18 protein-coding genes are annotated in these 21,327 nt (G+C 32.3%); 5 read left to right on the top strand and 13 right to left on the bottom strand.

Going from position 1 to position 21,327, the window contains the following annotated elements; translation table 11 throughout:
• Positions 1 to 146: 146 nt before the first annotated feature.
• Complete coding sequence (locus AAC053_RS09435) at positions 147 to 497, top strand: ribose-5-phosphate isomerase (RefSeq protein WP_339755644.1); 351 nt, start codon at positions 147 to 149, stop codon at positions 495 to 497.
• On the opposite strand, the gene bshA is transcribed toward AAC053_RS09435, so the two are convergent.
• The 11 genes from bshA to AAC053_RS09380 form a co-directional block, all read right to left on the bottom strand.
• Positions 490 to 1,629, bottom strand: a complete 1,140-nt coding sequence (bshA, locus tag AAC053_RS09430; RefSeq protein WP_339755642.1) for an N-acetyl-alpha-D-glucosaminyl L-malate synthase BshA — start codon at positions 1,627 to 1,629, stop codon at positions 490 to 492. The genes AAC053_RS09435 and bshA overlap by 8 nt on opposite strands.
• 163 nt (positions 1,630 to 1,792) lie before the next feature.
• Positions 1,793 to 4,711, bottom strand: a complete 2,919-nt coding sequence (locus AAC053_RS09425) for a glycoside hydrolase family 3 N-terminal domain-containing protein (RefSeq protein ID WP_339755640.1) — start codon at positions 4,709 to 4,711, stop codon at positions 1,793 to 1,795.
• Between the two features lie 149 nt (positions 4,712 to 4,860).
• A complete protein-coding gene (serB, locus tag AAC053_RS09420; RefSeq protein ID WP_339755639.1) occupies positions 4,861 to 6,084 on the bottom strand; it encodes a phosphoserine phosphatase SerB in 1,224 nt (407 codons plus the stop codon).
• 123 nt (positions 6,085 to 6,207) lie between these two features.
• On the bottom strand, positions 6,208 to 6,693 hold the full coding sequence (locus AAC053_RS09415; protein ID WP_339755637.1) for an ABC transporter ATPase: 486 nt from the start codon (positions 6,691 to 6,693) through the stop codon (positions 6,208 to 6,210).
• A 34-nt stretch (positions 6,694 to 6,727) separates the two neighbouring features.
• Positions 6,728 to 8,221, bottom strand: coding sequence for a PH domain-containing protein (locus AAC053_RS09410; protein WP_339755636.1), 1,494 nt, complete (start codon positions 8,219 to 8,221; stop codon positions 6,728 to 6,730).
• Positions 8,208 to 8,732 carry a PH domain-containing protein gene (locus AAC053_RS09405; RefSeq protein ID WP_339755634.1) on the bottom strand — a complete coding sequence of 175 codons (525 nt, stop codon included), beginning with the start codon at positions 8,730 to 8,732 and terminating at the stop codon, positions 8,208 to 8,210. The genes AAC053_RS09410 and AAC053_RS09405 overlap by 14 nt, the downstream gene beginning before the upstream one ends.
• Before the next feature lie 139 nt (positions 8,733 to 8,871).
• The gene (locus AAC053_RS09400; RefSeq protein WP_339755632.1) at positions 8,872 to 9,654 is read right to left on the bottom strand and encodes a (Fe-S)-binding protein; all 783 of its coding nucleotides are present in this window, start codon (positions 9,652 to 9,654) and stop codon (positions 8,872 to 8,874) included.
• A gap of 3 nt (positions 9,655 to 9,657) precedes the next feature.
• On the bottom strand, positions 9,658 to 9,840 hold the full coding sequence (locus AAC053_RS09395) for a hypothetical protein (RefSeq protein WP_339755630.1): 183 nt from the start codon (positions 9,838 to 9,840) through the stop codon (positions 9,658 to 9,660).
• A complete protein-coding gene (locus tag AAC053_RS09390; protein ID WP_339755629.1) occupies positions 9,830 to 11,146 on the bottom strand; it encodes a (Fe-S)-binding protein in 1,317 nt (438 codons plus the stop codon). Before AAC053_RS09390 ends, AAC053_RS09395 begins: the two co-directional genes overlap by 11 nt.
• Positions 11,147 to 11,158: 12 nt before the next feature.
• Positions 11,159 to 12,100 (bottom strand): MlaD family protein, encoded by a 942-nt coding sequence (locus AAC053_RS09385; protein WP_339755627.1) that lies wholly within the window; start codon positions 12,098 to 12,100, stop codon positions 11,159 to 11,161.
• Positions 12,101 to 12,154: 54 nt separating this feature from the next.
• On the bottom strand, positions 12,155 to 13,270 hold the full coding sequence (locus AAC053_RS09380; protein WP_339755625.1) for an N-acetylmuramoyl-L-alanine amidase: 1,116 nt from the start codon (positions 13,268 to 13,270) through the stop codon (positions 12,155 to 12,157).
• A gap of 111 nt (positions 13,271 to 13,381) precedes the next feature.
• On the opposite strand from AAC053_RS09380, the gene AAC053_RS09375 reads away from it, so the two are divergent.
• Positions 13,382 to 16,153, top strand: coding sequence for a putative LPS assembly protein LptD (locus AAC053_RS09375; RefSeq protein ID WP_339755623.1), 2,772 nt, complete (start codon positions 13,382 to 13,384; stop codon positions 16,151 to 16,153).
• 257 nt (positions 16,154 to 16,410) lie between these two features.
• Positions 16,411 to 16,791 carry a Rid family detoxifying hydrolase gene (locus AAC053_RS09370; RefSeq protein WP_339755621.1) on the top strand — a complete coding sequence of 127 codons (381 nt, stop codon included), beginning with the start codon at positions 16,411 to 16,413 and terminating at the stop codon, positions 16,789 to 16,791.
• Between the two features lie 16 nt (positions 16,792 to 16,807).
• Here AAC053_RS09370 and AAC053_RS09365 read toward each other — a convergent pair whose 3' ends face one another.
• Together AAC053_RS09365 and AAC053_RS09360 are read right to left on the bottom strand one after the other, a co-directional pair.
• Positions 16,808 to 17,950 carry an acyltransferase family protein gene (locus AAC053_RS09365; RefSeq protein ID WP_339755620.1) on the bottom strand — a complete coding sequence of 381 codons (1,143 nt, stop codon included), beginning with the start codon at positions 17,948 to 17,950 and terminating at the stop codon, positions 16,808 to 16,810.
• 361 nt (positions 17,951 to 18,311) lie between these two features.
• Complete coding sequence (locus tag AAC053_RS09360) at positions 18,312 to 18,602, bottom strand: hypothetical protein (RefSeq protein WP_339755619.1); 291 nt, start codon at positions 18,600 to 18,602, stop codon at positions 18,312 to 18,314.
• Positions 18,603 to 18,793: 191 nt separating this feature from the next.
• Here AAC053_RS09360 and AAC053_RS09355 point away from each other — a divergent pair, with 191 nt between their 5' ends.
• Together AAC053_RS09355 and AAC053_RS09350 are read left to right on the top strand one after the other, a co-directional pair.
• Entirely contained in the window at positions 18,794 to 19,564 is a 771-nt protein-coding gene (locus tag AAC053_RS09355) for a TIGR02757 family protein (protein ID WP_339755617.1), read from the top strand.
• 218 nt (positions 19,565 to 19,782) lie between these two features.
• A complete protein-coding gene (locus AAC053_RS09350) occupies positions 19,783 to 21,270 on the top strand; it encodes a carboxypeptidase (RefSeq protein ID WP_339755615.1) in 1,488 nt (495 codons plus the stop codon).
• Positions 21,271 to 21,327 lie beyond the last annotated feature (57 nt).

The raw sequence follows: 21,327 nt of genomic DNA, 5'->3' as shown, positions 1-21,327 counted from the left end.
AAGCGAGATGCACTAAAGTGCATAGTTTTAACTAAATTTGAGACCAATAAAAAATTATAAAAAAATATTTCTCATTAACATTAATAGTTTTAACCCTAAACCTCTCAGCCCAAGAAAAAAAAAGACTACTCAAAACAAGTTATAGCATGTCTAAAGTTCTTTATCGTATCTATGTTGTTGAATTATCTAAACGTGTTTATACCGAAAACACAAAGTTTAGAGCAGCTAACCCTCAGTTTAATGGTGTACACCAATGCTTGTATGTTGGAATGACTAGTAAAACACCTAAAGAACGTTTTCTACAGCATAAAACAGGATATAGAAACAAAAAAGGTTATAAAATTTCATCAAATATTGTAGAAAAATACGGTATGTATTTACGTCCAAGTCTCTATACTCATATTGATCCATTTTTTACCAGAAATGAAGCTCTTATTGCCGAAAAGCAAATTACTTTAGAATTACGCAGAGAGCGCTATGCTGTTTGGTCTAATTAACTAACAAAAACTCTTTTAAGGTTTTTTTATATATGTTTTCATACATTGGTACAATATTATGCAAGTCGAATTTTTGAGATTGTGTTTTAGCATTTACCTTAAATTGATTTAGTGTATTACTATCTTTTAAGATTTTAATGGCATTCTTAGTCATGTCTTCAATAGCATTCACCTCACTTAAATAACCCGAATAACCATCTTCATTTACTTCTGGTAATCCACCAGTATTGGTAGAAATCACAGGAACACTACTCGCCATAGCTTCTAGTGCTGCTAGACCAAAACTTTCGGTTTGTGATGGTAATAAAAACAAATCGCTAAAACATAAAATTCTATCTATTTCATTACTATTTCCGAAGAAAATAACACGGTCAGAAATCCCTAGTTCTTCGACCATAAGCTCTGCTGCTTCCTTCTCTGGCCCTTCTCCTACCATCATTAATTTTGCTGGCAATTCTTTTTGAATATTATAGAATATCTTAATCACATCTGGTATTTGTTTTACTTCTCTAAAGTTACTAATGTGTGTTATAATACGTTCACCATCATCTGCCATCATTTCTCGTTGACAGTCTGTAAAGCTATGCAAATGTTTTTCTAAGTCTATAAAATTTGGTACCACATAAATGTCTTTTTTAATATTAAACAGACGGATCGTATCCTTCTTTAAACTTGCTGACACAGAAGTTACAGCATCAGATTTATTAATACTAAAGGTTACTGCTGGTTTATAAAATGGATGACTACCCACTAAAGTAATATCTGTACCATGTAAGGTTGTTACAATAGGTACAAGTATGCCCTCGTCTAAAAGCATCTGCTGTGCCATATATGCTGCATAAGCATGTGGAATCGCGTAGTGTACATGCAATAGCTGAATACCATAAAGCTTCACCATATCTACCAATTTGCTAGATAGTGCCAACTCATAAGGCTGGTAATGAAATAGAGGATATTCTGGTACGTGAACTTCGTGAAAATGAACATTGTTACTTAACAATTCTAAACGAACAGGTTGGCTATAGGTTATGAAGTGAATCTCATGCCCTCTTTTAGAGAGCTCTAAACCTAATTCTGTAGCGACTACTCCACTACCACCAAATGTTGGATAACAAACAATTCCTATTTTCATACTGAGTTATATGTGCCTTATATTTTGAGAGTCTAAAGTTAGATATTTTACTGAATCGATTTTCAACTTTAAGTGCTTTTTAACTTATGTTATAATGTACTTAAAGTTCGCCGTAAATTATGTCTTAAGTTGTTCAAGAAACTTACAACTATAATTAATTAAATTACTCTATAATTGCTTCGTAGATTAAACGCTGAATTTCAGTTCTAATATTTTCGCGAAGTAATAAATTTTTTCCAGCTTCAGGATACGTTCTATTAGCTAAAAAAATATATACTATTTCTTGTTCAGGATCTGCCCATGCGTATGTACCAGTAAAACCAGAATGTCCAAAACTAGTCATAGAAATACAGCCACAAGTTGGCCCTTCATCACCTAGTTGTGGCTTGTCAAATCCGATACCTCGTCTGTTATCAGCATGGCAATAGTAACATTTATTAAACTTATCTACGGTTTCATTTTTAAAATAACGCTTTCCTCCATAGAATCCTTTCTGCAAATACATCTGCATTATTTTAGCAACATCATTGGCATTACTAAAAACACCTGCATGGCCTCCTATACCACCTTGCATAGCAGCTCCCATATCATGCACGTAACCATGTACTTTTTTGTAACGATAGTAGCTATCTATTTCGGTAGGTACAATATCTTTTAAGCTAAATTTCTTTCTAGGATTATAAGTTGTGTAATTAGCACCTAAAGATTTATAAAAACGATCTTGGGTTATTTCGTGTAGTGATTTATCGTAAAAGCCTTCAAGATAATTTTTAAGAATGTAATATGGTAAATCGCTGTATCGATAGCGCAATCTCGAAAGCAACTCACTTTCTTTTATAATCTCTTGTATAGAATCTTTGTAATCATTACGCATAAAAAGTGTATTGGTCACTTCTACATCAAATCCTTTTGCTCTTTTTTTTCTATAATATTTAGGGCTCGGTTTTTTAGTAACAGTATCTAAAGTTGCGTAGTAGAACGGAATCCAAGGTTTTAGTTGCGCATAATGAGACAACATCTTTTTGAGCGTAATATTCTTTTTATTTGTTTTTTTATATTCTGGTATTATAGAGCTTAGTTTAGAATCTAGAGACACTGAACCTTTTTCCTCTAACTCCATTAATACTGGTAGTGTCGCTAATATTTTTGTCAATGATGCGACGTCATACATATCATCAAAATCTACTTTGTTTTTTTTAGAATACGTGTGGTAACCGAAATTCTTATTGTATATCACTTTTCCTTTTCGAGCGACCAATAATTGTATTCCTGGTGTCATTCTATTCTTTACTGCATGATTGGCGACAGAATCAATTCTGTTCAATAATTCTGAATCCATACCAACACGTTCTGGTAATCCATAACTCAGACTCGATATAGCGTTATAAATTTCACCTGTTCCGACAGGAAAAAATTCACCCGTACTAACAGGTAATTTTCCTTTAGCTCCTATTGCACCAAAAATAAGTTGTGCAGATTTCTCTTGAGCTATTTTACTATTTTGATAACTCATTACGATGCCTTCAATATTATCCACAGACAGTAAATCATTTAAAGCATAAGGTCTTGCAAATACGTCTAAAATGACTGTGTTTGTTCTTGCTATTTCGTAGAGCCAAGCCATTTCTTTCTGTGAAAACTTAAATTTCACCCACGGATTATCGTTAGATTTATGAAACCCAATTACTACCGTGTTATAGTTTTGAAGTTTCGCTATAACACCATCTAGTTTGTCTGCTTTAATCTCATGTACTTTGGTGTATTTTTTTAATTCATTCAAAAACACAGAACCACTAACTTCACCTAAGGCTATATAAGCTACTTTTTTTGTTTCTAAATCGCGTAGTGGCAATAATGAATTTGTGTTTTTTACCACAGTGATTGCGCTTTCCATAAGGGTTTCATACAGCAAATCATCCTTTAATCTATTTAAGTCTTTTCCTAGATTATACATTCCAACTGGAGAATAATCATACAAACCTACTTTGTACTTTGCCATTAATATTTTCTTTACAGAATGTGCTAAACGCTCTTCAGAAACATCACCTTTATTGTATGCTTCGAGAATTTTTTTTGTGCCGATAGCTACATTTTCAGACATTAATAGTACATCATTACCTGCTTTAAAAGCAGCTAAGTCAATAGCACCTGTTTCACTAAAATTAGCAGCTCCTTTCATCGTTAAGGCATCTGTAAATATTAAACCACTAAAACCTAATGAATCTTTTAAAATATTCGTAACAATATGCTTGGATAGTGATGATGGTAAACCCGATTTTCGTTCTAAGCTTGGTACATTTAAGTGCGCTACCATTACACTAGATAAGCCTTCTTTAATAAGTTTTTTATACGGATATAACTCTATAGAATCTATGCGCTTTTTAGTAAAATTAATGGTTGGTAATTTGTAATGAGAATCATCTGAAGTATCTCCATGACCAGGAAAATGTTTTGCGTTAGCTAAAGTACCAGTACTTTGCATGCCTTTCATAAATGCTAAGCCTTTTTCAGTAACATTATCTCTATCCTCACCAAAAGAACGGTTCCCAATAATTGGATTCTTTGGATTTGTATTAATATCTACAACAGGTGCAAAATTAAAGTGTACTCCAAGGCGTTTACTATGCTCTCCTATTTGTCGTCCTACCTGTTCAACAAGATCGTTATCAGTAATAGCGCCAAGTGTCATATTCCAAGGAAAAGCATAAGTAGAGTCTAAACGCATGCTTAAACCCCATTCTGCATCCATTCCTATTAAAAGTGGTATTTTTGAAGCTGCCTGTAACTTGTTATTTAGTTTTGCTTGTCTGTAAGGACCACCATTAGAATATATAACACCTCCGATATGCTGATTCTTTATAAGATTAACAACTTTATTATTCACCTTATCACTATTTTCAGACATAACCTGAACCATATAAAGCTGACCTATGCGCTCATTTATAGACATAGAATTATATAGGCTATCAACCCACTTTTGCTGCTGAATAGGGTCTTCTGAAAGCAAAGGGTTGTTAACTACATCTTGTGCTAAATTAATCTGAACACAAAAGGATGTAAGAATAAGGGCAAAGTAACGCATGGACAATCTTTTATCGTATATAGGTTTATTACACCAACAAATTTTAAAACCAATTTGGTATAACGAATACTGTGCCAAATTAGCATATTTAATACGAAGTAAAAAGACTTTATGATACTTTTATAAACGCTTAATTAACAGGTAATGAGCTACTCTAGTAAATCGATATGACGGTCGTGATAACCTAATAAGTATAATACTCCATCTAATCCTATACTAGAAATGGAACTTTGTGCATTATCTTTTACTTTTGGTTTGGCATGAAAAGCAATACCTAAACCAGCTAAATTTAGCATTTGCAAATCATTAGCACCATCACCAACTGCAATAGTTTGACTAATGTCTATTTCCATATTACTTGCTAGTAATTTTAGATACTCTGCCTTTTTATTTCCATCTACTATTTCACCAAGATAGCCACCAGTTAAAAGACCATCTTTAATTTCTAGTTGGTTGGCATAGACATAATCTATATCTAATTTTTCTTGTAAGTAATGTCCAAAATATGTAAATCCACCAGATAAAATAGCCGTTTTAAATCCGTAAGTATGTAATGTATCAATAAGTCTTTTCGCTCCTTTGGTAATAGGTAAATTTACTGCTACCTCATGGAGAACATCTTCACTCAAACCTTTTAAAAGTTTCATTCGTCTTACAAAGCTTTCCTTGAAATTTATTTCACCTTGCATTGCAGATTCTGTAATTGCTTTAACTTCGTTACCTACGCCTGCTAACATAGCTAACTCATCAATAACTTCAGTTTGAATTAATGTAGAGTCCATATCGAAACAAACCAAACGTCTATTTCTTCTAAAAATATTATCTTCTTGAAAAGCGATATCTACATCTAAATCTCTAGATATTTTCATGATTTTTTTTGTGAAATCTGATTTATCACCTAGCTTTCCTCGAATTGACAACTGAATTGAAGCTCTTGGGTATTCTTCTTTTTTTACAAGTGAAGTACGACCTGTTAATCTTTTAATAGAGTCTATATTTAAGTTCTTTTCTGATATTATTTTAGTGACCTCAGATATCTGTTCAGCGGTTAATCGCTCACCTAAAATCGTAATGATATAGCGATCTTTTCCTTGGAGACCAACCCATTTTTCATAATCACCTAACGCAATAGGTGAAAATTTCGCAGTAATACCAAGCTCATAAGCCTTAAATAGTAAATCTTTTAAAACGGAAGCTGATTTTTTTCCTGACTCAATTTCAAATAAAATCCCAAGAGACAAAGTATCATGAATATTTGCTTGCCCTATATCTAGGACTTTGGCATCATACTCTGCCAATACGCTTGTTAGACTAGAAGTTAATCCTGGTTTATCTTGACCCGAAATATTTAATAAAAAAATGTCTGTAGCCACATTATTGGTTTTACAATCAAACAACTGTAAAAATCATTATTCTATTTGAAATATGAAAGTTTTTTGGATTGAGAATTATTTAATAATCCTTGCAAAAATTATTAAATCCGTAAAATTTAGATATTAGCTTAAAAACCTACTATGCCAACTTTCACTTGCTGGCACTTCCCAGTTTTCATTAAATTCTGCAATATTGGTGACTAGATTATTAAAGACAATTGTATTCTTAGAAACTGCTTTATCCTTTGCCATTTTCTTAAAGTCTAACAACGTCTTATGTGCAATAAATTCCCCTTGTTTGTAAGAAACGTTCATCTTATCCATTAAATCCACGTTGTATTGCTTTTCTAATTGTTGAATAAAATTTACAGAAGCATCAATAGAGCAGCCAGTAGCATTATTTAAGTTTTGATTTAAAGAAATCACTATAAATCGCTTATAAACAATCTTGTAACCTGCTTGTAGATCTTTTCCGTGTGCTGTCCAAGCTTCAATAAAAGTATTGAGTTGATCTTCTAATTGTGAAATTTCATTTTCAGAGAAAGAACGATTAGCTTGATAAATCCAAACTCTGGATTCTTCGGGTAAAGTATCAAAATCTACTAGCATATTTGTATTAATTGTCAATGACAAAAATAAAGATTTACATCCAATCTTTATCCTCTGATTCTACTTTATATAATAAATAGTTTTTTATGTCTTGTGCACTTGTCATCACAATATGTGGAATAACCAATGATTTTGATGCAGAAAAGACTTTTACAGATGCTAAACCTCTCCGTTTCTGAAAAATAGTTTGATTTATTGATACAGCCTGGATCTTTGATGTTTCTAAATAACTCGTAGTCTTATCAATAAGCCCTCCACCACCAACTATTATATAGTGATCATCAATACTATAATACTTTTTCTTATAAGCAAAATAAATGCTCAACCCAATAAATCCAAGTATTGGAATATTCAAGAAAAAAAATAATTTGGGTAAAAACACAAAACCAATATTAATAAGAATTATAGGTATGATGCTTAAGAATACAACTCTATATACAAAATACATATCTGGTTTATTTGCTGTATTATTAGATAATACTTCTGGGTAAAACTGATTTAAAAGTTCATTAATTTGAGCTTTACTCAATCCAATAATATTAAACTTTTTTCGCTGCTTCTTGTTCACCATAGCTTGTGTAAAAGCAAGCTGATATAAACCCATTACCCCTTTCAATCGATTTGTAGATACTGTTGTCGTTTGAATTCTTGACGCTATTAAACCTAAATTAATTTTATTAAACAGTCCCTTAGAAATCTCTAGACCTTTCTCACTTCTTGTTACCGTTAAATTGAAATTTTGTATTAAAACCCTAACTAATGAAAGCATAAAAGATAAAACCAATAATAGAACAACTATTGATAAATTAAATACTAACAAACTGATAAATGATTCACTATCCAAACTAAACCAGCTACTGAATTCTTTACTAATACTCAATTGCTCGATAAATTCTTTTAGATCGTTATAAACACCTACAATAAAGCCAAATACTAAAACAAAGCTTTTTAAATGATTCTCACTAATTCCCTCAAGAAGTATGCGCTTAAAAGACGCCTTAAAAAATATAGGATCAACAGTTTCAATTTTGTTGTCTTCAAAATTAGATTTGTCACCAGAAAGTAACAATTCCTTTAACGCATTCGCTTTAGCACGAGACAAAGCTGTAATCTCTATTTCTGTTTTATCATCACCAGCTGTTTCAATAGCTAATGACACTACGTTTATTAATTGCTGTAAAACGTTCTGTTTAATATAAACATTCTGAATTTTTCCTTTGGCAACAGAGACTTCTTCTTTATTAATAACTCCCTTTTTTAGAATAAAATACTCTTCATTAACATGAAATTTAAAGTTTCTATATCTTAATATGGCAAGTAAAAGAAATATGAAAAGTAGGCCAATAAAGGAAGCTATAACTACTGGGTGTGTAAAATCAATTGATTTTTTACTTTGAAAATACTTAAATAAAAATGCAACAATAAGGATAATGGTCGCTTTTACAAGTTTATAAATACCAACACCAAGTATGACAACAATACCTTTTGCAGATTGTCGCGAAGGAGTCTCAAAATTAAAGGCGGTCATTCAAAATCTTTGTTAAAAAGGCATACTGTGCATCAGCTATAGATCTAGGCAAACCTTTTATTGATATATCACCACCCGATTCTCCTGCCGAGAATATTTTTAAAGTAGAAAGCCCTATTTTTCTCTCGATAAATGTTCTAGAAATTTCTATATGTTGAATTCGGTTAAAAGGAAGCGTTGTTGTTTCGTTATTAAAGAAGCCGTGTGAGTAAATAATATCCTGCTCTCTAAGTGCATATTTTCTTTTTTTAAAACCAAGTTTATATATAAAGATTTGGATAAGGCATGAAATTATTAAAATTGAAGTTAAATACCAAAACACATGACTCAAAAAGCTGTCTGAATCAACAAAAGTGCTTAAGATAGTAATACTGGCAATAAATAAAGCATATAAAATTACCGTGTTAAAAATTAAAATTCGAAAATATTTTGGAGAAATAGATTCTAGGATTACATCTTCTACCTTAGGAAGCATTGCGATATCTATTTGATTATTTGTAAAAGGCATCATTTCTTTTTATTTAAAAAATAATATGTTCTCGTTCTTCCTGTTGTTACAAAAAACAAAGTGGGGAAAAACACCAACTCAGCTCATCATTTTTTAGCGCAGCAATGCCTATTCTTTTTGTCTAAGGTTTCATTAATACGTGTTATGCCGTTGCAATTAATTCGGCAATATCCATAACCAAAATTTCACTTTCTTTTTCTTTAAATTTCACTCCGTCTGTCATCATGGTATTACAATACGGACAACCTGTAGCAATAATTTCTGGTTTTGTTTCTATAGCATCTTCAGTTCTAAGGACATTGATTTCCATATTTCCTGGCTCTGCATCCTTAAACATTTGTGCTCCACCTGCACCACAACACAACGCAGTACCTTTATGTCGCTTCATTTCTACCAAAGTAGCATTGGTTTTATTTAGAACATCTCTTGGAGCATCATAAACACTATTAGCTCTTCCTAAGTAGCAAGGGTCATGAAACGTAATACGCTTACCTTTATAGGTATTACCTTGGACGGTTAAACGACCAGAATTCATTAATTCCTCTATATATTGCGTATGGTGAATAACATCATAATTACCACCTAAACTCGGATATTCATTCTTTAAACAATTAAACGAATGCGGATCGCAAGTTACTATTCGCTTTATGTTGTAAGCATTAAGAACTTCTATATTCATTACCGCTTGCATCTGAAATAAGAACTCATTACCTGCACGTTTGGCAACATCTCCTGTATTACTTTCTTCAGTCCCTAAAACAGCAAAATCTACATTTGCCTTGTTTAGTATTTTCACAAAAGCTTTAGTTATTTTTTTCGCTCTATCATCATAACTCCCAGCAGAACCTACCCAAAACAAAATTTCGGGTTGTTTGCTTTCTGCCATAAACTCTGCCATTGTTCGCACTTTAAGTTGCTCGCTCATTTCTTATAGTATTTTTGGCTTATCCGTTTTTGGAGAAAATAGAACTGACAGACAACCACCACCAGCTCCAACAACCAAACCTCCAATAAGGTGACCATATTCATTGTCTTTTAATAAACCCATTAGTATCATTCCTAATATGATTAGAACTACACCAACAATTACAATTTTCTTTCTAGTTTTCATCTTTCCAATTTAGACGATCCATTTGGTTATAAGGCCAAGGTGCACCATTGTTTTCTATATTGGTCATCATATTATTTATTTCCATAGGAGCAGCGCTTTGTTCCATCACCAAATAACGACGCATCTCAAGTATAATTGATAATGGGTTAATACTTACAGGACATTCCTCTACACAAGCATTACAAGTCGTACAAGCCCATAATTCTTCGTTTGTAATATAATCGCCTAAAAGCTGTTTTCCATCATCTTTAAACTCACCATTATTAGCATCTATAATTTTTCCAACTTCTTCCAAACGATCTCTCGTGTCCATCATAATTTTACGAGGAGATAACTTTTTACCAGTTAGATTAGCAGGACAAGCCGATGTACAACGACCACACTCTGTACAAGTGTATGCGTTAAGTAATTGAATTCTGTTTAAATCCATAACATCACTAGCTCCAAATTTGGCAGGAGCTTCATCGTCTGCACCTTCTTCTGGTGTTGCAAATGGATCAGTATCTGGATCCATCATTAGCTTTACTTCATTAGTTACAGCTTCTAGGTTATTAAATTTTCCTTTTGCTTCAACACTTCCAAAATACGTGTTTGGAAATGCTAAAAGGATATGTAAATGCTTAGAAAAATATAAATAATTCAAGAAAACTAGAATTCCTACAATATGTAGCCACCAAGCTGTACGCTCAATAGTATGAAGTGTTCCTTGAGAAAGACCTTCGAACCAAGGTGTTAAAAATTGAGAAACAACATTACCAGAACCCGAGAATTGAAATACAGAATCTGTTGCATTCATTACTAAGAATAAACACATTAAAACAACTTCAAAATAAAGGATAATATTACCATCACTTTTCGGCCAACCTTTCATTTCTGAACTTAAGAAACGTTTTAATTTAATGACATTTCTACGTATCCAGAATACGATTACTGACATTAAAACTAAAACCGCTAAAACCTCAAACGACCCAATTAAAAAGCCATAAAGAGAGCTTGGTAAATATTCTGCACCTATACGATGGGTTCCAAAGAGACCGTCAATAATAATTTCTAAGACCTCTATATTAATAATTATAAAACCAACGTAAACTACAACATGAAGAAAACCAGCTACTGGTCGTTTTACCATTTTACTTTGCCCAAGAGCAATACGTGCCATGTTAGACCAACGTTGCGATTTATTATCACTAGCGTCAACTTTCTGTCCTAATTTAATATTACGAATTATTTTCATAATATTTCTAGAAAAATAGCCAATACCTATTATTAGTATAATGGCAAAAATTATATTTGGTAAGTATTCCATAGGTGAAATAGTCTAATTCTTTTGGTCTTCGGTTGGTGCTTGGTATGGAATCTCTTTTTTAGATAAGATACGTCTATATCTTGCAGGATGTAGTTTTATATCTAAAAGTAATAGTTCCATTTCTTTAGAAGCGCCTTCTAAGTTTTTGTAAAGATTATCATCCTTTAAAAGTTTGCCAATAGTACCTTTACCATTATCTATACTAGCTAACAGTTTCTGCATGATTACTAGAGTATTATTTAAATTGGTAATTGTATTAGACAATCCTGCTCCTTTTAATTCCGCGGATAAATCATTTAAATTCTTACTTGTTTTATCAAAATTATTGAGGATAGATGCAATTTTTTGGTCATTTTTAATAACTACTTTTTGAATAGAATTAGATAAACTCTTAAACGACTTTAATGTTGAATTTAACTCTGCAATAGTGCTTTTTAAGCCTAAATCCGTCTCATCAATTACCAGATCATTTAAACTATTAACCAATGTGTCTGCAGACCGCAATGTACCATCTAAACCTGCTGTAACATTGGGTAAATCACTTTCTAAAGTAGACATTAAGCCTTTTTTAATTTCTGAAATAATAAAATCTCCTGGTTGCGCTATGACACCATCATTAGCATCTACAATAGCTAAAGCATTACCACCTATTAAACCTATTTGGTATAGTCTAATTTTAGAGTTTTTAGAAAATTTAAATTTAGGATTAACAGAAAATGCCACCCGTGTTTTACCCGAATCGAAATCGTATTTAATCTCTTCAATTTTACCAATACTATTACCTTTAACAGTTACAGGAGACGATGCGCTTAATGCATTATAATCAAACTCAGTATAATATGTATGAGTCGTGGTAAATAAATCTTCACCTTTTAAGTATGAAAATAAATATATAAAAAGAGCAATGCCAGATAATACTAATATTGCTGTTTTAATTTCTCTTGAAATTTTCAATGGGCTTTACTTTGATTGGAAACAAAATTAGGAATAAATATATGAATAATGATTCTAATTACTAGCAGATTTTAAAGCATCAGATACATCAATTTTATTTCCATTTTTATAAGCTACTATAAAAGCATCTTTATAGCCTTTAGATTTTGCCTCATTTTGAAGTTTTTTCACTTTAGTGTAATCAGAAGTATTGCCACTAAAGTACTTGTATATTTTGCCAATTTTAGCTCTAGAAATTCCGGATAAACCCTTAAAATTATAGGCTTTTGGCGCAAGTGCTTTTGAGCTTGCCGCAATTTGTACTTTAAACGTAACGCCTTTTATAACTATTGGCTCTTCTACTTCAATTGATTTAGTATCATTATCTACACCCAAAATATAACTACCTATGTTTTGGTCTAATTCTTTTTTATAATCAATAATAGCTTCTTTTATTGCACTCGCCATTTTTGATTGTCCTTTTTTAGTATTAAGATAAGCACCCTCTTTTTTATTAGTTAAAAAACCAAGTTCAACTAAAATACTAGGCATGTAAGTATTTCTAATAACAAGTAAACTTTCTTGTTTTAAACCTCTACTCTTACGTTTTGCCTTTTTAATAAAGTTATCTTCAATTTTTCGTGCTAAAATTATACTTTGCTCGACATACACTTCTTGCTCAATACCAATAGCTATAGTAGATTCTGGCGAACTTGGGTCGAAACCTGCGTAGTTTTCTTCATAATTATCTTCTAAAAAAATCACTTCATTTTCTCGTTTAGCCACCTCAAAATTTCTTGCCATGTTTCTTTCTCCTAAAACCCAAGTTTCAGTACCACTGGCCTGTGATCCATGAGCATTACAATGTATAGATACAAATAAATCTGCATCTGCTTTATTGGCTATTGTAGCACGTTTGTGCAGTGGAATAAAGACATCTGTTTTTCGAGTATAAATAACTTTTATGTTAGGATTTTTTTCTAAGGCGTTGCCTACTTGTAGTGTAACTTTAAGAGCAATATTCTTTTCTCGATAACCATTACCAATATTACCAGAATCTCCTCCACCATGACCAGCATCTAAAACCACGACAAACCTATCATCTTGTGCGTGTAAAGGCTCTAAGGATGTTAAAGAAGTGATAAATGTAAAGACTAAGAATACTATTATATAGTTGTGCTTCGTTTGCATATTTAATTTAACGGTTTATAAGCTCGTATTATTACACGTCTTTATTAGTTAAAACAGTATTTTTTAACTTTATTGTATTAATAAATTAATCACAAAAAAATAACTGTACTTTTGGCGTTTCAAAAACCGAGCCATACTTTTACAAAAATACATTTAAAAGGATTGCGTACAAACAGCTTACACATACTTTTTACCTTGAGTTTTACAGTGTTTATTAACACGTTTAGCTTCGCACAAGAATTACAAAAAAAGAAAACTTCAATTCCTGCGATGCTAGTAAAAGATTCTACAACAGTTTCTATTGATTCGCTACAAAGTCGACCACTAAACACAAAGGAAATCGATTCTACAAAACAAGACTCTGTAAAGCAAAATGAGTTCTTAAAAGATGTTGTGACTTATAAAGCTACAGATTACGTATCTATAAACCAGAAAAAACAAAAAATCTATCTTTATAATGAAGCCGAAGTTATTTACCAAGACATGGAAATTACGGCTGGCATTATTGTTATTGATTATAGCAAAAACTTAGTCTATGCTGGTCGGTTAAAAGATTCTACAGGTTATTCTCAACGTCCTGTTTTTAAACAAGGCACTAATGTTATAGAACCAGATTCTATTATTTTTAATACAGATTCTAAGAAGGCTTTGGTGTACAATTCTAGAACAGAACAATCTGGTTTTAAAGTGTATTCTCCACTTACAAAAAAGGAAAACGATTCGGTATACTTTATGAAAGATGCTCGTTTTACAACTGCTGAAAGTGAAGAAGACCCAGAGTATCAATTCATCACCACTAAGATGAAATTGGTACCTGGAAAAAAGGTCGTTGTAGGGCCAACTTATATGGAAATTTATGGTGTTCCAACTCCAATTGCATTACCATTTGCATTTTTTCCGATGACAGATAAGCAAACTTCAGGTATTATCTTTCCTTCATTTGGTGAAGACACAGGTAACGATAGAGGGTATTTTCTTCAAAATGGTGGTTACTATTTTGCGATTAATGATTATCTAGATCTGGCTGTATTAGGGGATTATTACACAAACGGAAGTTATGGTTTGCGTTTAGAAAACAACTATGCTGTACGTTATAAATTCAGAGGAAATTTAAGTTTTAGATATGAAAAGTTATTAAATAGCGAGCGTGGATTCCCTGATTTTAGTCAAAGTACAATTTACAATATTAGATGGTCGCATAATCAAGACGCAAAAGCCAATCCTAATTCTAGATTTTCTGCTTCAGTTAACTTAGGTAGTAGTCAATACTATCAACAATCTGTAAATCAGCTAAACCAATCAAATTTCTTAAATAATACATTATCCTCTTCGGTATCTTACTCAAAGACTTTTCAAGGAGAACCACAAGTTAATTTAAGTTTAACAGCTACTCATAGCCAAAATACAAATACTGAATCTATTAATTTAACTTTGCCAACAATGCAAGTTACAATGAATAGAATCTTTCCTTTTGCTCCAAAAACAGGAACAAAAAAAGGGGCTATTCATAATATAAACTTTCAGTTAAATACCAGAGGTGAATATCGCATCAACACAACTGATTCTTTATTTGGTAAAAGTGAAATGTTTGATGATGCATTAGCAGGTATGCGACACAGTATTCCTATAACAACAAATTTTAAAATTTTTAATCATTTTAGCGTTAGTACAAGTGCAAATTTTGAAGAAACCTGGACGCTCAAAACCATTCGACGCTTCTATGACCAATCACTGCAACAAGAGGTTAGCATTGACCAAAGCGGATTTGATCGTTTCTTAACCTATAATGCAAGTGCTAGTATTGGTACCACTTTGTATGGGATGTATAATTTTAAGAGCGAAGGAAAAAGCCCAAAAATAGAAGCGATTAGGCATGTTCTAAGACCTTCTATAAGTTATTCCGTTACTCCAGCATTTGATCAGTATTACGAAACTTTTGATATTATTGATGCTGATGGTACAACAACAGACCAGGTAGAATATACCCGATTTCAGAATTCACTATTTGGGAGTCCTGGCAATCGATATTCCAGTAATGTAGGTATTTCTGTTGGTAATAATATTGAAGCTAAAATTCGTTCTAAAGATTCTACAAATACAGAAGCTGAAAAAATATTTATACTTAATAATTTAAACTTTTCGACATCATATAATATTGCAGCAGATTCACTAAACTGGAGTCCTGTACGTGTGTCTGGTGGAACTCAAATTTTAGACAAAAAAATGAGTATCAACTTTGGGATGACCTTGAATCCTTATGCGCTAGATAGCAATAATAATTTGATTAATACTTTTAACATTAATAACGGCGGAAGCTTATTTCGTTTAACATCAGCCAATATTAATATGGGCTACACCTTATCTAATGATAGTTTTTCGGGCAGCGAGTCTGATGAGGATAAAGCCTCAGCACAAGAAGCAGCACGTTCTGGTGGTAGAACTGATGGTCTTTTTGGAAAAACGGAAGACTTTGCAGATAGAAGACTCTCAGATAAGGATAAAAACGAAAAGGATAAAGAAGACAATAATGAGTTCTATAATTATAAAATCCCTTGGAATCTTAGATTGGCTTATGCTGCAAATTATACTAATACTAAGCGCAATAATATGATTTCTTCGCACTCTTTAATGTTTTCGGGTGATATAGAACTATCACCTCGTTGGAGTGTTGGAGCTTCTTCTGGTTACGACTTTTTAAACAAAGGATTCACCTATACTCAGTTACGTTTTGAGCGAGATTTATTAAGCTGGCGTATGAATTTTTCTTGGATACCATTTAGTAATCGTTCCTCTTGGAATTTCTTTATTGGCATAAAATCTAGTATCCTTAAAGATTTAAAGTACGACAAACGACGTCAACCAGATCAAAGCCTTGGAAATTAGCTTAGTTTTCTAAGTTTTGAAATTTTTGTGTTTGAAGCTAAAAATCGCAAAGCATAATTTTAGCAATTACAACACCAAAACTCTTTCGTGTTTACGAGTAACCCAACAAGAAGGTAATCTATTGCTTTAAAAAAATAAATTATTATATTAAGGGCAGTAGTAATGTCTCTGTTTCAAAATAAATAATGGAAAAAATGCATTAAATTTGAACCCTTGTTTAACTCTTATAAGATTCCCTTTTATATAGAAACTGAAAGATGAAAAAAATAATAAACACTTCAAAAGCACCTGCACCAATTGGTCCATATAACCAAGCTGTATTAGTAGGAAACACACTATATACTTCTGGGCAAATTGCTTTGCATCCCGAAACTATGGAATTAGTTTTAGACAATATAAAGTCCGAAACCAAACAAGTGATGGAAAACATGAAGGCAGTTTTAGATGCTGTAGATATGACCTTTGAAAATGTTTTTAAAGCTTCTATATTTATTAGTGACATGAATAACTTCTCGCAAATCAACGAAGTTTACGGACAATACTTTAATGAAGCAACTGCACCAGCCAGAGAAACTGTAGAAGTAGCCAACCTACCTAAGTTTGTTAATGTTGAGATTAGTATGATTGCGGCGAAGTAAGCAATACATTTATGGCTTACTGGTTTAGCTTTTTTCTTAACATAGCTCTCCAATTCAAACTTTCTAAATCGGGTAGTAAAGGACCACTTTGCTTAGGTCTGCCGAGTAATTGCGGAATATACTTATTAAAAAGATTTATTATTGGATAACACACTAACAGCGAGAGTACAGATACAAAAAGCGCGTAAAATGTTATTTGCCACCAATTTCCATTTTCAAGAAATAAAGCTCCTAAATGCTTATTTATAAATGCATAAAAAATACCATTTAAGCCTATTAGTATAAGTGTGTTTTTACCTATAAAATCAAATATTTTGTTAGATTTTAACATTATAGACAAAGCAATAATTCCAAGAATTCCTAAAAATGAGGATACTACGAATAATGTAAGGTTACCAAACTGCGCTGTAATCATATTAACATTAAATCCTATAAACGGACTATTTTTATTATACGTAAAAAACAAACCTACAAACCCAAAAAACATTAAAGGAATAAACATCCATTTCGCTATTTTAATGAGTTTGTTTATGTAAGGATAAACGAAATAGCCAATGAGATAAAGACCAATAGCAACTATAGCAGAATGGATAAACCAAACATTTTTTGCAATACCACTTAAAGCTGAGACTTGTTCTATTCTATTGCTAATTATCACACCAGAAATTAAAAAAACAAAACCTATAAAACATAAAATTAAGCGATTCTTAAATATTGTTGTAATAGCAGCAATTATAACCTCCGATATAAATAGACATACCAAAAACCAAGTGATAATATTTAATTGAGGATTACCTCTACCATAACTTAATAATCGTACAGCCACAGTAGATAGTTTCATACTTCCGTCTATCAATAAATTATATAGTAGCCACAATGGCAATGATATTATTGCAAATGTAAAGACAGGTAATAATCGTCTTAGAAAAAGTTGCTTAAATTTTAAACCAAAATTCTGTACTGGTTTAAAATAAAAGCCAGATATAAAGAAGAATAATGGCATGTGAAAAGCATAAATATATTTGTGTTGCAAAAAAGCTATGTCATTACCACCAGAATACAAATTTTTAATAAAATGTCCGTAGAATACTAAGAACATACCTAAAGCCTTGGCAGTATCTACCCACTCTACTCTAGGTTTTGTATTTTCTTTTACCATATTGGAGTCTTTTAAGACCTACTAATTTAAAAAAATACTTGAAACTTGATACAAATACTTTTAATCATTGTTGTAACAGATAATTTTTATTGATTTTTTAAAGGAATAGAAATTCCAAGAGCAAATGCTCCAGCATACTGTTTCACAGTTGGTTGAATGTAATAGGTAAAACCTAAATCAACACTATTATTCCGTCCTAATTCTAATCCGAAAGAAAAGGGAATATGGTATATAAATCCATTTTTATTTATCCTAGTGAAAGCCGTTAGCGTTTCAAATGCACCAATCGATGCGCCTATACCAATTTCAATGTATGGAGCAACCCAAGGAATAGGTGCCCTAACTCTTCCTTTTCCACCAATTAAAAGGCTTTAGATGTGGCTTTCTCATCAGTTGGATTATCATTGATGTCTTTTCCATTAGAGCTTGTTAAAATAATACCTGCATATGGTTTAAGTTCAAACCAAGAAGCAAGGCTCAATACATATTCACCTTGCAGAAAAAATCCGTCGTCCACAATCTCATCAATACTATTATATGGCGAACTCAGTCCGTATCCAATTTGAGCATTAATTGACTCTTTCTTAAGAAATTGTGCTTCTAATTGATTTGAGATCAAAAATATTATAAGTAAAATCAGAGTGTTTTTCATAATGTGTTGCAACTTTAATGGTATGTGTCCGTCTTCAATACAAATATATGATGTTAAAGAAACAATCTCAATAATTATTGGGACAGCATAGGTAAGCGAAGTTAGTTTTTAATTTGTTAAATGTCAATACGTAGAACTACTTAATTTTGAAGAAAAATTGTCATATTTTTACTTCAAAAATTATTTCAGCCTTGAAACTCAAAAAAGCAGAACTTAAAGATTTCCTAGATAGTAAAGTTACTCTTTACAATCACCCAAAGTTTATTGAGAGTGATCCTATCCAGATACCTCATCAGTTTTCCGAAAAAGAAGATATTGAGATTGCTGGGTTTTTAACGGCTACCATCGCCTGGGGAAATCGTAAAAGTATTATTAATAACGCTAACAAAATGATGGAGTTATTAGACCACTCACCTTCTGAGTTTATAATGCGACATCAAGACTCGGATTTAGAAAAATTAAGTCCATTTGTACACAGAACATTTAATGGCAATGATTTTATACAGTTTATTAAAAGTCTGCAACATATTTATAAAAATCATGATGGTTTAGAAGTAGTTTTTGCTCAGCATGCAAAAAAAAATTCATTACAACAGAGCATTTATGAATTCAAAAAAATATTCTTTGAAGTACCACATTTAAAGCGCACAAAAAAGCATGTTAGTGATCCACTTAAAAATTCTGCAGCTAAACGCATTAACATGTTTCTACGTTGGATGGTACGCAACGACAATAATGGTGTGGACTTTGGCATTTGGAAATCATTGTCTCCCTCCCAATTAAGCTGCCCTTTAGATGTACATTCTGGGAATGTAGCTCGTAAACTCGGACTTCTAAAACGCAAACAAGACGATGGTAAAGCTTTGGCTGAGCTAGATAAAGCCTTACGACGCTTAGACCCAAAAGATCCTGTAAAATATGATTTTGCCTTGTTTGGTTTAGGAGTTTTTGAAGGCTTCTAAATTCATCTCATCTTTACTATCTTTATTCCTTAATTATTAAGGTTAATAAATGTGAGCTCAAATGACTTTCTGTTTGGCTGAGCGCAGTAGAAATAAAGAAAATTGTATAGAGAACCATTACAGTTACAAAACTCGCGTTCTCTTTACTAATTTTAATTCACACCTTTAGATTTGTTTTTATAAAATGACTATATTAAAACCAACTTAAAACTCTAATTATGAAATTTCGTTTTATACTTCTATTCTTTATTTGTTGTACAATTAGCTTCTCTCAAAATTTGAATATTCCTTCAGATATAAAGTACGAAACAAATAGCTCAGTTACCATTAAAGGCATACAAGTTAATTATAAAGCCGAAACAGGCTTTCAACCTGTTTGGGATGATGAAGGTTTAATGATTGCTTCATTATATTACACCTATTACAAACGCACTAACGATAGTAAAGGCAACAACAGACCTATTATCTATTCGTTCAATGGTGGTCCTGGTTCGGCTTCTGTTTGGATGCATATTGCTTACACTGGGCCAAAAATTTTAAAGATAGATGACGAAGGTTATCCTGTGCAGCCTTATGGTGTAAAGGACAACCCGAATTCTATATTAGATGTGGCAGATATAGTATTTATAAATCCTGTAAATACAGGGTACTCTCGGAAAATAGCTGATAAAGATGGTAAAATGCCAGATGATAAACTCTTCTTTGGTGTTAATGCAGATATAAAATATTTAGCTGGTTGGATGAACACCTTTACAACACGTCATAACCGTTGGGAATCACCTAAATATATTATTGGCGAAAGCTATGGAGGTACTCGTGTTATGGGATTATCTTTAGAACTTCAGAATAGTCAATGGATGTACCTTAATGGAGTTATTATGGTCTCACCTGCAGATTACAAAGTATTGCGAGTTGGTGGACCATTAGCATCGAGTTTAAATTTGCCATACTATACAGCAGCAGCATGGTACCATAAGATGTTACCAACAGCACTTCAGAACAAAGATTTACTAGAAATATTACCAGAGGCTGAGCATTTTGCAGTAAATGATTTAATGCCAGCGATTGCCAAAGGAGGATTTATATCTGCCACAGAAAAACAAGGTATTGCTAAACAAATGAGTTATTATTCTGGCTTATCTGAAAAAGTGATTTTGCAACAGAACTTAGATGTACCAAATCATTTCTTTTGGAAAGAATTACTTAGAGACAAAACTGGTGAGACCATTGGTCGCCTAGACTCTAGATATATCGGTATTGATAAAGTAGAAACTGGCACGAGTCCAGATTACAGTGCAGAACTTACGTCTTGGCTACATTCCTTTGCTCCTGCTATCAATTATTATATTCGCAATGAATTAGGCTTTAAAACCGATGTAAAATACAATGTGTTTGGTAATGTTGGCAATTGGGATAGCACCAAAGATAATACTAGAGAAAATTTAAGACAAGCTATGGCGCAAAACCCATACTTAAAAGTAATGACACAATCTGGATATTACGATGGTGCTACAACTTATTTTTCTGCTAAATACTCGCAATGGCAAATAGATCCTAGTGGTAAGATGAAAAATCGATTTTCGTTTAAAGGCTACCGAAGTGGTCACATGATGTATTTACGAAACCAAGACCTCATAAAAGCTAATGATGATTTAAGAGATTTTATTGAGCGTTCACTTCCTAAAGGGAAATCGGCTAAGTATTAATAAGCTTCTAGAATCCTTAAACGAGTTCGGGATAATAAAAAAAGCTTCCAAAACAGA

The sequence above is a fragment of the uncultured Winogradskyella sp. genome, assembly GCF_963975125.1.
GTDB lineage: Bacteria > Bacteroidota > Bacteroidia > Flavobacteriales > Flavobacteriaceae > Winogradskyella.
The sequence above is the reverse complement of the archived record's forward strand: the minus strand, read 5'-3'. Positions and strand labels throughout refer to the sequence as shown.